At 72.0% G+C, this 13,120-nt stretch carries 12 protein-coding genes and 1 riboswitch; of the genes, 7 read left to right on the forward strand and 5 right to left on the reverse strand.

All coding sequences use genetic code 11. From position 1 onward, the window contains the following. Nucleotides 1–30: 30 nt before the first annotated feature. Nucleotides 31–396, reverse strand: coding sequence for an Rv2175c family DNA-binding protein (locus ACN6LM_RS35450; RefSeq protein WP_445069540.1), 366 nt, complete (start codon nucleotides 394–396; stop codon nucleotides 31–33). 66 nt (nucleotides 397–462) lie between these two features. After that, nucleotides 463–1,701 carry an NAD(P)/FAD-dependent oxidoreductase gene (locus ACN6LM_RS35455; protein ID WP_445069541.1) on the reverse strand — a complete coding sequence of 413 codons (1,239 nt, stop codon included), beginning with the start codon at nucleotides 1,699–1,701 and terminating at the stop codon, nucleotides 463–465. Nucleotides 1,702–1,781: 80 nt separating this feature from the next. Continuing rightward, a riboswitch (TPP riboswitch) is annotated at nucleotides 1,782–1,893 on the forward strand. On the opposite strand from ACN6LM_RS35455, the gene thiO reads away from it, so the two are divergent. The 5 genes from thiO (at nucleotide 1,891) to ACN6LM_RS35480 (ending at nucleotide 7,060) form a co-directional block, all read left to right on the forward strand. Next, nucleotides 1,891–3,066, forward strand: a complete 1,176-nt coding sequence (gene thiO, locus ACN6LM_RS35460; protein ID WP_445069542.1) for a glycine oxidase ThiO — start codon at nucleotides 1,891–1,893, stop codon at nucleotides 3,064–3,066. (Overlaps the previous riboswitch by 3 nt.) Next, nucleotides 3,063–3,281, forward strand: a complete 219-nt coding sequence (gene thiS / locus ACN6LM_RS35465; RefSeq protein WP_445069543.1) for a sulfur carrier protein ThiS — start codon at nucleotides 3,063–3,065, stop codon at nucleotides 3,279–3,281. The genes thiO and thiS overlap by 4 nt, the downstream gene beginning before the upstream one ends. Before the next feature lie 2 nt (nucleotides 3,282–3,283). Continuing rightward, nucleotides 3,284–4,078: a thiazole synthase gene (locus ACN6LM_RS35470; protein ID WP_445069544.1), complete on the forward strand. Its 795-nt coding sequence runs from the start codon at nucleotides 3,284–3,286 to the stop codon at nucleotides 4,076–4,078. A gap of 184 nt (nucleotides 4,079–4,262) precedes the next feature. Beyond that, on the forward strand, nucleotides 4,263–6,194 hold the full coding sequence (gene pknB, locus ACN6LM_RS35475) for a Stk1 family PASTA domain-containing Ser/Thr kinase (protein WP_445069551.1): 1,932 nt from the start codon (nucleotides 4,263–4,265) through the stop codon (nucleotides 6,192–6,194). 8 nt (nucleotides 6,195–6,202) lie between these two features. Beyond that, on the forward strand, nucleotides 6,203–7,060 hold the full coding sequence (locus ACN6LM_RS35480; protein WP_445069545.1) for a deoxyribonuclease IV: 858 nt from the start codon (nucleotides 6,203–6,205) through the stop codon (nucleotides 7,058–7,060). Between the two features lie 19 nt (nucleotides 7,061–7,079). On the opposite strand, the gene ACN6LM_RS35485 is transcribed toward ACN6LM_RS35480, so the two are convergent. Then, a complete protein-coding gene (locus ACN6LM_RS35485) occupies nucleotides 7,080–7,712 on the reverse strand; it encodes a sulfite oxidase-like oxidoreductase (protein WP_445069546.1) in 633 nt (210 codons plus the stop codon). A 153-nt stretch (nucleotides 7,713–7,865) separates the two neighbouring features. On the opposite strand from ACN6LM_RS35485, the gene bfr reads away from it, so the two are divergent. Continuing rightward, nucleotides 7,866–8,345 (forward strand): bacterioferritin, encoded by a 480-nt coding sequence (gene bfr / locus ACN6LM_RS35490; RefSeq protein WP_445069547.1) that lies wholly within the window; start codon nucleotides 7,866–7,868, stop codon nucleotides 8,343–8,345. A 6-nt stretch (nucleotides 8,346–8,351) separates the two neighbouring features. Here the strand turns inward: bfr and ACN6LM_RS35495 are convergent, their stop codons facing one another. Together ACN6LM_RS35495 and ACN6LM_RS35500 are read right to left on the reverse strand one after the other, a co-directional pair. Further along, nucleotides 8,352–8,594, reverse strand: a complete 243-nt coding sequence (locus ACN6LM_RS35495) for a (2Fe-2S)-binding protein (protein ID WP_445069548.1) — start codon at nucleotides 8,592–8,594, stop codon at nucleotides 8,352–8,354. 160 nt (nucleotides 8,595–8,754) lie between these two features. After that, a complete protein-coding gene (locus tag ACN6LM_RS35500) occupies nucleotides 8,755–10,140 on the reverse strand; it encodes a class II 3-deoxy-7-phosphoheptulonate synthase (protein WP_445069549.1) in 1,386 nt (461 codons plus the stop codon). A 129-nt stretch (nucleotides 10,141–10,269) separates the two neighbouring features. On the opposite strand from ACN6LM_RS35500, the gene ACN6LM_RS35505 reads away from it, so the two are divergent. Then, nucleotides 10,270–13,050, forward strand: coding sequence for an N-acetylmuramoyl-L-alanine amidase (locus ACN6LM_RS35505; RefSeq protein ID WP_445069550.1), 2,781 nt, complete (start codon nucleotides 10,270–10,272; stop codon nucleotides 13,048–13,050). Nucleotides 13,051–13,120: the final 70 nt, after the last annotated feature.

Genomic DNA, 13,120 nt, shown 5'->3' on the forward strand with positions numbered 1-13,120 from the left:
CGCGCGGTGCGGCCCGCTTCCCCGGTCGGTTCAGACGGCGAGCGCCTGGGCGCGGCGCTTCACCTCCGTGCCGCGATTCTCACTCAGAGCCTGCGCGGGGGTACCGGGCAGGCTCGGGTCGGGGGTGAAGAGCCATTCGAGCATCTCCTCGTCGGAGTAGCCGTCGTCCTTCAGGAGCGTCAGGGTCCCGGAGAGGCCCTTGACCACCTTGTCGCCGTCGATGAAGGCGGCGGGCACCTGAAGCGCCCGGTTCTCCCCACGGCGTACGGCGATGAGCTGGCCCTCCTTGACCAGCTGCCGCACACGCGTCACCTCGACATCGAGCATTTCCGCGATGTCGGGCAGGTGGAGCCAGGCAGGGACGAGAGCATCGATCTTTGCGTCAATCTCGGTCACGGGGACAAGCCTGCCATCCCGGACTGACAGCCGAAACCCGGACTCGGCCCTTCAGGTCCCGGGCCATCACGGCAGAACCGCCGACTTCAGCGGTACGGAGGGGTCCCCGGCCCGCTCCGCGTCGAGCCGGGCCCCCGCCTCGACGAGCCGGCGCCCCTGGGCCAGGTCGCGGGGGCGGCCGACCGCGAGCACCGCGACCAGGGCCCCGTCGCGCAGCCAGCACACCGACCAGGCGGGCTCGGCCGGATCGCCGCGCCACAGCAGGGTGTCCGCGTCCGCGTGGTGTCCGGCGTACTGCACGAACCGGCCGAACTGCTCGGACCAGAAGTAGGGCACCGGGTCGTAGGGCGGGATGTCCGCCGGGTCCCCGGCGGCGGCGATGTGTGCGGCGGCGGTCCTGGGTCCCTGGAGGGCGTTGTCCCAGTGGTGGACGACCAGGCGGGTGCCGTAGCGGGCCGAGGGGAAGGAGGCGCAGTCGCCGACCGCGTACACATCGGGCAGCGAGGTGCGCAGCGCCGCGTCGGCGGTCACCGAGCCCTCGGGCCCGAGCGCGATGCCGGAGCCGGCGAGCCAGCCGGTGGCGGGGCGGGCGCCGATGCCGACGACGACCGCACCGGCCGGGAGGGTGCGCCCGTCGGCGAGGACCACGGTGCCGGGCTCGACGCGGGCGACCCGCGCCCCGGTGAGGAGCCGGGCGCCGCTCTCGGCGTACCAGGCGGCCATCGGGGCGGCGACCTCGGCGGGCAGGGCGCCGGCCAGGGGGCGGTCCGCGGCCTCCACGACGGTGACCTCGCAGCCGGCGGCGCGGGCGGCGGTGGCGAACTCGGCGCCGATCCAGCCCGCTCCGACGACCACGACGGGGTGCCCCGCTTCGAGGACGGGGCGCAGCCGGGCCGCGTCGTCGAGGGTGCGCAGCAGATGGACGCCGGGGACGCCGTCGGAGCCGGGCAGGGCCACGGGTTCGGCGCCGGTGGCGAGGACCAGGACGTCGTAGGGGACCGGGCCCCGGGAGGTGTCCAGCTCGTGGTCGCCGGCGCGCACCCCGGTGACCTCGCAGCCCAGGCGCAGGGCGATGCCCAGGGCCTCGAAGTCGATGTCGAAGGCGGACTCCTCGGCCTTGCCGAGCAGCACCGCCTTGGACAGCGGGGGGCGGTCGTAGGGCTGGTGGGGTTCGGCGCCGATCAGCGTGACGGGGCCGGTGAAGCCCTGTTCCCGCAGGGCGACGGCGGTCTGCACGCCCGCCATGCCCGCGCCCGCGACGACGACCCGGCGTTCGGTCCGCTCTGCCCGCTGCTGCTCGCTCACCCGTCCACCTTACGTAGCTGACCGAGCGTCAGGAAAGGGCGCCCCGCCCGGCCCAGGGGGACGGGGTTTAGGGTGGCCACCGTAAGACACGCGGGAGCCCGGGCGCACCGGGCTGAGAGGGAGGCTGGCGGCCTCCGACCGTACGAACCTGATCCGGGTCATGCCGGCGAAGGGAGGGGCTGGACGCCCATGCGCACCCATCCCACCGAAGGGTCCGACGTCCTCGTCATCGGGGGCGGCGTCATCGGTCTGGTGACCGCCTGGCGGGCCGCGCGGCGCGGCCTGTCCACCGCGCTCGCCGACCCCGAACCGGGCGGCGGAGCGGCCCGGGTGGCGGCCGGGATGCTGGCCGCCGTCACCGAACTGCACTACGGCGAGGAGACGCTGCTCGGGCTCAACCTCGCCTCCGCCCGGCGGTATCCGTCGTTCACGGCCGAACTGGAGGAGGCGAGCGGGCAGGACATCGGTTTCCGCGCCTGCGGCACCCTGGCCGTCGCGCTCGACGCCGACGACCGCGCCCATCTGCGCGAACTGCACGAGCTGCAACGCCGTTCCGGCCTGGAGTCGGAGTGGCTGACCGGGCGAGAGTGCCGCCGCCTGGAACCGATGCTCGCGCCGGGTGTGCGCGGCGGCCTCCGGGTGGACGGCGACCACCAGGTCGACCCGCGCCGCCTCGCCGCCGCGCTGCTCACCGCGTGCGAACGGGCCGGCGTGGTCTTCCACCGCCGCCGCGCCGACCGCCTCTCCGTGGTCGCGGACCGGGCCGTGGGTGCCGTGCTCGACGACGGTACGGAGGTGGCCGCCGGCCAGGTCGTGCTCGCCGGAGGCAGCCTCAGCGGCCGGCTCGCCGGGGTGCCCGCCCACGCCCTGCCTCCGGTGCGCCCGGTCAAGGGCCAGGTGCTGCGCCTCACCGTGCCCCCGGCGTACGCCCCCTTCCTCTCGCGCACCGTGCGCGCGGTGGTCCGGGGCAGCCAGGTCTATCTCGTGCCGCGCGCAAACGGTGAGCTGGTCGTCGGCGCCACCACCGAGGAGATGGGCTGGGACACCACCGTCACGGCGGGCGGGGTCTACGAGCTGCTGCGCGACGCCCACGAGCTGGTGCCCGGCATCACCGAGCTGCCGCTCACCGAGACCCGCGCCGGCCTCCGCCCCGCGTCCCCCGACAACGCGCCGCTGCTCGGCCGCACCGTGCTGCCCGGCCTCCACCTCGCCACCGGCCACGGCCGCAACGGTGTGCTGCTCACCCCCGTCACCGGGGACGCCATGGCGTCGCTGCTGGCCGACGGCGAGCTGCCCGAGGCGGCCCGCCCCTTCTCCCCCGGCCGGTTCGCCCCGGCCCCCGCACCCCAGGAGCAGCCCGCATGACCGAGCCCACCCCGCTCACCGTGTCCGTGAACGGCGCACCGGCCGTCGTCGCGCCGGGCACCACCCTGGACACCCTCGTCGCGACGCTGACCGACGCGCGGACGGGGGTGGCCGCCGCGCTCAACGAGACCGTGGTGCCGCGCGGCCAGTGGCCCGCCGCCGCGCTCACCGACGGCGACCGGGTCGAGGTCCTGACCGCGGTGCAGGGAGGCTGACGATGTCCGACGACCTGTTCGCCCTCGGTGGCACCGACTTCACCTCGCGGCTGATCATGGGCACCGGCGGGGCGCCCAGCCTGGACGTGCTGGAGCGGTCGCTGATCGCGTCCGGCACCGAGCTGACCACCGTCGCGATGCGCCGCCTCGACCCGACCGTGCAGGGCTCGGTGCTCTCCGTACTGCGGAAGCTGTCCATCCGGGTGCTTCCGAACACCGCCGGCTGCTACACCGCAGGGGAGGCCGTGCTCACCGCCCGGCTGGCCCGTGAGGCGCTGGGCACGGACTGGGTGAAGCTGGAGGTGGTGGCCGACGAGCGGACCCTGCTGCCCGACCCGGTCGAGCTGCTGGACGCCGCCGAGATCCTGGTGGACGACGGCTTCACCGTGCTGCCGTACACCAACGACGACCCGGTCCTGGCCCGGAAGCTGGAGGACGTGGGGTGCGCGGCGGTCATGCCGCTCGGCTCCCCCATCGGCTCGGGCCTGGGCATCCGCAACCCGCACAACTTCCAGCTGATCGCCGAGCGGGCCGGAGTGCCGGTGATCCTGGACGCCGGCGCCGGCACGGCTTCGGACGCGGCGCTCGCGATGGAGCTCGGGTGCTCGGCGGTGATGCTCGCCTCGGCGGTGACCCGGGCCCAGGAGCCGGAGCTGATGGCCGCCGCGATGCGGCACGCGGTGGAGGGCGGGCGGCTCGCGTACCGGGCCGGGCGCATCCCGCGCCGCCACTTCGCGGAGGCGTCGTCGCCGACGGCCGGGCGGGCGGTGCTCGATCCGGAGCGGCCGGCGTTCTGACGCCCGCGCGCGCCGCCCCGGTCCGGGCCAACGTGCCGGAATCCACAGTTCCGGGGCCTGAGGGGCTTCGGAGGCCGGGATTCCGGCCTTGAGCGGCGCGGCCCTGTCACGGCTCGGCTTCAGTCCTGCGCCGGGTTCGCTCCACCGCGGTGGGCCTGTCCGTGGCGGCTCGTAGACTCGCATGGTGGATACGACCCTCCAGGACCCCCTCGTCGGGCAGCTGCTCGACGGCCGCTACCGCGTCGATGCCCGCATCGCCGTGGGCGGCATGGCCACGGTCTACCGGGCCATGGACATGCGGCTCGACCGGGTGCTCGCCCTCAAGGTGATGCACCCGGCGCTGGCGACCGACGCCTCGTTCGTCGAGCGCTTCATCCGCGAGGCCAAGTCGGTGGCGCATCTCGCCCACCCCAACGTGGTCGGGGTCTTCGACCAGGGCGCCCAGGGGCAGTACGTCTACCTCGCCATGGAGTACGTCGCCGGGTGCACCCTGCGCGACGTCCTGACCGAGCGCGGCGCCCTCCGGCCGCGGGCCGCGCTGGACATCCTGGAGTCGGTGCTCGCCGCCCTCGGCGCGGCGCACCGGGCGGGCTTCGTGCACCGCGACATGAAGCCGGAGAACGTGCTGATCGGGGACGACGGCCGGGTCAAGGTCGCCGACTTCGGCCTGGTCCGGGCCGTGGACGCGGTCACGAACACCTCCGGGACGATCCTCGGCACCGTCTCGTATCTCGCCCCGGAGCAGATCGAGCACGGCACGGCGGACACCCGCGCCGACGTGTACGCCTGCGGGGTCGTGCTGTACGAGATGCTGACCGGCGACAAGCCGCGTGACGGGGAGTCCCCCGCCCAGGTCATCTACCAGCATCTGCACGAGGACGTGCCGCCGCCGTCCGCCGCCGTCCCGGGTCTGGCGCCCGAGCTGGACGCGCTGGTGGCGAGCGCCACCGCCCGGGATCCGGAGGCCCGCCCGTTCGACGCGGTGGAGCTGCTCGCCGGGGCCCGCCGGGCGCGCGCCGCGCTCACGGACGCGCAGCTCGACGCCGTACCGCCGCAGGCCCGGCCGGAGCCCGGTCCGGAGGGTGCGGCGGAGGGGTCCGACGCGCGGACGACGGTGATCCCCCGGGTCCTGCCGAAGGACCTGGGCACCGCCCATCACACCAGCCGGCTGGAGATGCCCCCGCCCGCGCCCCCGCTGCCGCCCGGCCGGACCGGACCGCTCGGCGGCCCCCGGCGCGGGCTGATCGCGGCGGTCCTCGCGGTGCTGCTCGTCCTGGGCGTCGGCAGCGGTGTCTGGTACATCAACTCGGGGCAGTTCACGAAGGTCCCCTCGCTGCTGGGCCAGACCGAGAAGGCGGCCGGGAAGCGGCTCTCCGACGCCGGGCTGGAGCTGAAGGGCGTGAAGCGGGACTTCAGCGACACCGTCGACCGGGGCAAGGTGATCAGCAGCGACCCCGAGTCCGGCGCGCGGATCAGGGGCAACGGCTCGGTCTCGCTCGTCGTGTCGCGCGGTCCCGAGATCGTCGACGTGCCCGATCTCGCGGGTGTCCGGCTCTCCGACGCCAAGGAGCGGCTGAAGAAGGCGGGCCTGCTCCCGGGCATCGTCACCAAGGAGTTCAACGACGACGTGGCGGCCGGCGAGGTGGTGCGTACGGACCCCGAGGCGGGCACCGGCCGCCACCCGGACTCGGCGGTGGCGTTCGTGGTCTCCAAGGGCAGCCCCGTCGAGGTCCCGGACGTCACCGGGCTCTCCGTGGACGACGCCACCGACGCGCTGGCCGACGAGGGGCTGAAGGTGAAGGTGAAGCCCGGCCGGGTGCACTCACCGGAGGTCGAGGGCGACGTCGCCGTCCAGTCACCCGAGGAGGGCGCCGAGGCGGCGGAGGGCGACACCGTGACGGTGACGGTCTCCGCCGGGCCGCGCATGATCGATGTGCCGGACGTGGTCGGCAAGGACGCGGACGACGCCCGGGACGAGCTGGAGGCGGCGGGCTTCGAGGTCAAGGTCGACCACGGGTTCCTCTCCTTCAGCGACAAGGTCTCCAGCCAGTCCGTGGACGGCGGCGACCGGGCCCCGGAGGGCAGCACCATCACCATCAAGACCAAGGGACTGTAGAGATCCGTATGCGCAACCCCGTCGGCGGCCATGTCCCCGTGGCCGGCGGCCTCGCCAGGACCGGCCTCCCCTACGCCCGCGAGATGGGCGCCGAGGCCGTCCAGGTCTTCGTCGCCAACCCGCGCGGCTGGGCCACCCCGGCCGGGAATCCGGCCCAGGACGCCCTGTTCCGCGAGCAGTGCGCCGCCGAGTCCGTACCGGCGTACGTGCACGCCCCGTACCTGATCAACTTCGGCTCGCACACCCCGGCGACGGTGGAGCGGTCCGTGGAGTCGCTGCGCCACTCGCTGCGCCGCGCCCGCGAGATCGGGGCGCTGGGCGTCGTGGTGCACACGGGGTCGGCGACCGGCGGGCGGCCCCGTGAGGAGGCGCTGGCGCAGGTACGGACGCACATGCGGCCGCTGCTGGACGAGCTGACGCACGACGACGACCCGTTCCTGCTGCTGGAGTCCACGGCCGGGCAGGGTTCCTCGCTCTGCTCACGGACCTGGGACTTCGGCCCGTACTTCGAGGCGCTGGACGCCCATCCGAAGCTCGGGGTCTGCCTGGACACCTGCCACATCTTCGCAGCAGGGCACGACCTGGCCGGGCCGGGCGGGATGAAGGAGACGCTGGACCTGCTGGTGGAGACGGTCGGCGAGGGCCGGCTGAAGCTCATCCACGCCAATGACTCCAAGGACGTCTCCGGCGCCCACAAGGACCGGCACGAGAACATCGGCTCGGGCCACATCGGCGAGGAGCCGTTCCGCGAGCTGTTCACGCACCCGGCCACCGAGGGCGTGCCGCTGGTGATCGAGACGCCGGGCGGCAAGGAGGGCCACGCGGCGGACGTGGCCCGGCTCCAGGCGCTGCGCGACGGCGGGTGACCCCCGCGGGGGTGCCCGGTCAGAGTTCGGGGCCGTCCCCCGGCCCCTCCTGGTAGGAGTAGCGCTGCTCCCTCCAGGGATCGCCGATGTTGTGGTACCCGCGCTCCTCCCAGAAGCCGCGGCGGTCGGCGGTCATGTACTCGATGCCCCGGACCCACTTGGGGCCCTTCCACGCGTACAGATGGGGGACGACGAGCCGGAGCGGGAAGCCGTGCTCGGCGGTGAGCAGTTCGCCGCCCTTGTGGGTGGCGAACAGGGTCCGGTCGGAGAGGAAGTCGTCCAGCCGGAGGTTGGAACTGAAGCCGTACTCGGCCCAGACCATCACATGCGTGACCTGAGGGGCGGGGGGCGCGAGGGCGACCACATCGCGGGCGAGCACACCGCCCCACTCGGCGCCCAGCATGCTGAATTTCGTGACGCAGTGGAGATCGGCGACGACCGAGGAGAACGGCAGCGCCGAGAATCCCTCGTGGTTCCAGCAGTGCTTCTCACCGTCGGCGGTCGCGCCGAAGACGCGGAATTCCCAGCGCTCCGGTTTGAACTTGGGGACCGGCCCGTAATGGGTCACCGGCCACCCACGCTGCAGCCGCTGGCCCGGCGGAAGCTCGGACTGCTCTGACGCGCGGTGTTCCCGGCTTTCCGGCTGACCCATGACTCCATGGTGACAGACAGGCAGGGGTGGTCGTGACCAGGGCGGAGGCGATTCGGGCAACTCATACTAAGCATGCACTTACTGGACGGTCACCGGGGCGGGTGCGAGGATGCCGCCAACGTGCCCGGTTCACCGTTGGAAGGAGCCTCTGCGATGCAGGGCGACCCCGAGGTCATCGAGTTCCTGAATGAACAGCTGACCGCCGAATTGACGGCCATCAACCAGTACTTCCTGCACGCGAAGATGCAGGACAACTTCGGCTGGACGAAGCTCGCCACATACACGCGCGCCGAGTCCTTCGACGAGATGAAGCACGCGGAGATCCTGACCGACCGCATTCTCTTCCTCGACGGCCTGCCGAACTACCAGCGGCTGTTCCATGTGCGGGTCGGCCAGACGGTCACCGAGATGTTCCAGGCGGACCGGCAGATCGAGGTCGAGGCGATCGACCGCCTCAAGCGCGGGATCGAGCTGATGCGCGACAAGGGCGACATCACGTCGGCGAACATCTTCGAGTCGATCCTCGCGGACGAGGAGCACCACATCGACTACCTCGACACCCAGCTGGACCTGGTCGAGAAGCTGGGCGAGCCGCTGTACATCGCGCAGCTCATCGAGCAGCCGGAGAGCTGACAGCGCTCAGGCGGCCTCGGGGAGCCCTTCCCCCGGAGCGGCGGCGGTGGCGGGCGCCTGCTTCCGTTCCAGGAGCTCGCGGCGCGGGCAGGCGCCCCGGCCGAGCATCGCCTGGATGGTGCGGACACAGCCGCCGCAGTCCGTGCCGGCCTTGGAGGCGGAAGCGATCTGGCGGGGCGTGCAGGCCCCGGCCGCCGCATGGTCCTTGACCTGCTGCTCCGTAACGCCGAAGCACGAGCAGACGTACATGCGGTTCACCTCCCGGGCGGGGACGGGTCGTGGGCGCCGCCCCGATGATCGGTGAGGCTAACCTAACCTTACCCGCCGCTCGGGGGTGGCAGAAGCCCGGGAACGCCCTGTGGGGGACGGATCACATCGATCCGTGCCCCACAGTCGTACGGTGCGGCCCTTACTGGTCGCGGTACATCTCGGCGACGAGGAAGGCCAGGTCGAGCGACTGGCTGCGGTTGAGCCGGGGGTCGCAGGCCGTCTCGTAGCGCTGGTGGAGGTCGTCCACGAAGATCTCGTGGCCGCCGCCGACGCACTCGGTGACGTCGTCGCCGGTCAGCTCGACGTGGATGCCGCCGGGGTGCGTGCCGAGGCCCTTGTGCACCTCGAAGAAGCCCTTGACCTCGTCCAGGACGTCGTCGAAGCGGCGCGTCTTGTGGCCGGAGGCCGCCTCGAAGGTGTTGCCGTGCATCGGGTCGGTCACCCAGGCGACGGTGGCACCGGAGGCGGTGACCTTCTCGACCAGCTCGGGCAGCTTGTCGCGGACCTTGTCGGCGCCCATCCGGACGATGAACGTCAGCCGGCCGGGCTCGCGCTCGGGGTCGAGGCGCTCGACGTAGCCCAGGGCCTCGTCGACGGTGGTCGTCGGGCCGAGCTTGATCCCGATCGGGTTGCGGACCCTGGCGGCGAACTCGATGTGCGCCCCGTCCATCTGGCGGGTCCGCTCACCGATCCACACCATGTGGCCGGAGGTGTCGTACAGGTGGCCGGTGCGCGAGTCGGTGCGGGTCAGCGCCGTCTCGTAGTCCAGCAGCAGGGCCTCGTGCGAGGCGTAGAACTCGACGGCCTTGAACTCGGCCGGGTCGGTGCCGCAGGCCTTCATGAAGTTCAGCGCGTTGTCGATCTCGCGGGCCAGCGCCTCGTAGCGCTGGCCGGACGGGGACGACTTCACGAAGTCCTGGTTCCAGGCGTGCACCTGGCGCAGGTCGGCGTAACCGCCGGTGGTGAAGGCGCGCACGAGGTTCAGCGTGGAGGCGGACGCGTGGTACATCCGCTTCAGCCGCTCCGGGTCGGGAACGCGCTCGGCCTCGGTGAAGGCGAAGCCGTTGACGGAGTCGCCCCGGTAGGTCGGCAGCGTCACGCCGTCGCGGGTCTCGGTCGGCTTGGAGCGCGGCTTGGAGTACTGGCCGGCGATCCGGCCGACCTTGACGACGGGGACGGAGGCCGCGTAGGTGAGGACGGCGCTCATCTGGAGCAGCGTCTTCAGCTTGGCGCGGATGTGCTCGGCCGACACGGCGTCGAATGCCTCGGCGCAGTCTCCGCCCTGCAACAGGAACGCCTCGCCCTTGGCGACGGCTCCCATACGGGCACGCAGCTGGTCGCACTCGCCCGCGAAGACGAGCGGCGGATACGACGCGAGGTCCGCGAGTACATCGCGCAGCGCCTCGGAGTCGGGGTACTCGGGCTGCTGCGCCGCGGGAAGGTCTCGCCAGGTGTTGCCACCGGCGACGGAGGTATTGGCGTTCACGGTCACAGCGTCCACATTACGGGGTCGCGCCCCCTCCATTTCCCGGTTGCCCAGTCACTGAGACGGACGTCTCGGCACGGTCGGTGCAAGGGCAGTCCGGGCGGCCTGCTAGCCTCACGGCTTTCGACGTAGAACAACGTTGAACAAGTGGACACCGAGGGCGGGGACTTGAAGCGGAATCACCGTAAGGACCTCAAGAAGAGACGGCTGCTGATCGGCGCCGGAGCCGCCGTGGTCGCGACCGCGACGATCGGCACCCTGGCCATGGCCTCGCAGGACCCTGACACGGGGACCGCCAGGGCCGCCGCGCCGTCCGCCGTGCTCCAGGCCCAGTTCGACGACGCGGCCCGTGAGTTCGACGTGCCCCGGAGCGTGCTGATGGCGGTCTCGTACCGGCAGACGCGCTGGGAGAGCCACGACGGCGAGCCGAGCACGACCGGCGCGTACAACGTCATGGGGCTGACCAGCGTGGCGGCCGGTGACGTGGAGCAGCCGGACGACAAGGAACGTCTGGCGCACATGAACATGTCCGGCCGGCCGGACATCGAGAAGACCTTCGACGCCGCGAAGGCGCTGCGCGACCTGCCGAAGAAGACGGTCGACACCTCCGACCCCCGGCTGCACACGCTGGACGAGGCCGCCGAGCTGATCGACGCGGACGCGGGGTCGGTGCGCGACGACACCGAGGACAGCATCCGCGCGGGCGCGGCCCTGCTCGCCGAGTACCAGCGCGACGCCAAGGGCTCCCTGTCCGACGACGCCTCGCAGTGGTATCCGGCGGTGGCGCGGTTCAGCCAGTCGCCGGACAAGAAGGGGGCCGACCTCTTCGCGAAGCGCGTCTTCGACTCGATCCGTACGGGCGAGAGCGCGGTCACCCAGGACGGCCAGCAGGTCTCGCTGCCCGCCGACCCGTCGGTCCAGCCGGTCAAGCCGGCGAACGTGCCGCTGGCCGCGTCCTTCGCGAGCACCGCCGCGACCCCCACCCCGGAGTGCCCGTCCGGTCTGAACTGCAACTTCGTGCAGGCCAAGACGTCGAGCACGGGCCAGCGCAGCTACACGCCCGCCGTGCGCCCCGACAAGGGCGTCGACATCCGGCAGATCGTGATCCACGACACCGAGGGCGACTACGCGAGCTCGCTCACCACGCTCACCAGCCCGAGCGCGGCTGCCAGCGCGAACTACCTGGTCCGCGCCTCGGACGGGCTGGTCACGCAGATGGTCGAGAACAAGGACCTGGCGTGGCATGCGGGCAACTGGTCGCTCAACATGCACTCGATCGGCGTGGAGCACGAGGGCTACGCGATCAAGGAGGGCAGCTGGTACAGCGAGTCGCAGTACGAGTCGACCGCGGCCCTGGTGAAGTTCCTGGCCGACAAGTACGGCATCCCGCTGGACCGTGAGCACATCATCGGCCACGACGAGGTGCCCGTCTTTCTGGACGCGAAGTCCAAGGACACCCACTGGGACCCGGGCCCGTTCTGGGACTGGAACCACTTCATGGGCCTGATGGGCGCCCCGACGGGCGCGAGCGGCGCCGGCGGCCCGGTCAAGGCGGGGCAGCTGGTGCGGGTGGTGCCGCCGTTCACCACGGCCAACCAGCCCAAGCTGACGTACGGCACCAAGGCGGTCACCAAGCAGCCGGCGAACTTCGGCTACCTGTACACCTCGGCGTCCACCAGCGCGTCCACGCTGACCGACCCCTACTTCTCCGCACTGTGGAGCGAGGGCTCCAACTGGGGCAACAAGGTCCGCGCGGGCGACACCTATGTCGTCGCCGAGGCGAAGGCCGACTGGACGGCGATCTGGTACGCCGGGAAGAAGGCGTGGTTCTACAACCCGGGCGGCCAGTACACCCTGCCGCTCGCCGCGGCCCCGCGCGTCGTGAAGGCCAAGGCCGGGGTGACCGTCCGGATCTACGGGCGCGCCTACCCGGAGACCGCGGCCTACGAGGCCGCGGGCCTGGAGGCCCCGACGGACAACCCGGACTACCTGACGAAGTACACGCTGCCTTCCGGCCAGGGGTACACGCTGGCCGGCGCCGAGGTGAAGGGCGACGACTGGTTCGGCTCGGCCCAGACGGACGTCATCGGTTCCACGTCCTATCTGCCGATCCGCTACAACCACCGCCAGGCGTGGGTGAAGGCGAGCGACGTCCAGACCTCCACGAGCGTCGCCCCGGTCTCCGCGACCGACCGCTACAACATGATCGGCCGCGACAGCGCCGGCCGGATCTGGCAGTACCAGGGCACCGGCAGCGCCTCCTCCCCGTACTACCGCCGCTACCAGGCGGGCTACGGCTGGGGCAGCTACACCGCGCTCACCGCGATGACCGCGCTGCGCGCGGACGGTACGGGCGACTTCGTGGCCCGCGACAAGGACGGCGTCCTCTGGTACTACCGGGGCAGCGGCAACCCGGACAAGCCGTACATGGCCCGGCTCAAGGTCGGCAGCGGCTGGAACCAGTACAACAGCCTCAACGGCATGCGCGACCTCGACGGTGACGGCAAGGCCGACATGATCGCCCGCAACAGCTCCGGCGTGATCTATTTCTACAAGGGCACCGGCGAGCCGTCGAAGCCCTTCGAGCCCAAGGCCCAGATCGGCACGGGCTGGCAGATCTACGACGCGATCGTCTCCACCGGCGACCTGAACGGCGACGGCAAGGCGGACTTCGTGGCCCGGGACAAGTCCGGGGTCCTGTGGATCTACACCGGCACCGGTTCGGCCGCCAAGCCGTACGACAAGCGGGTTGAGATCGGTTCGGGCTGGGGCAAGTACAAGCTGCTGCTCGGCCCGAGCGACCTCGACCGTGACGGCCGGGGCGACCTGGTCGGTGTGGACTCGGCCGGAGATTTCTGGTTCTACCACTCCACCGGCAAGGTGACGGCTCCGTTCGCGACGAAGTCGCAGGTCGGGGACGGCTGGCAGATCTACGACATCCTGTTCTGACCGACCGGACGTCTCGTGCGACGGGGCCCTTTGTCCAGGAGGTCGGCGGCAGCTCGATGGTGAGCAGGCC

This window comes from Streptomyces sp. SAS_281, from assembly GCF_052542855.1.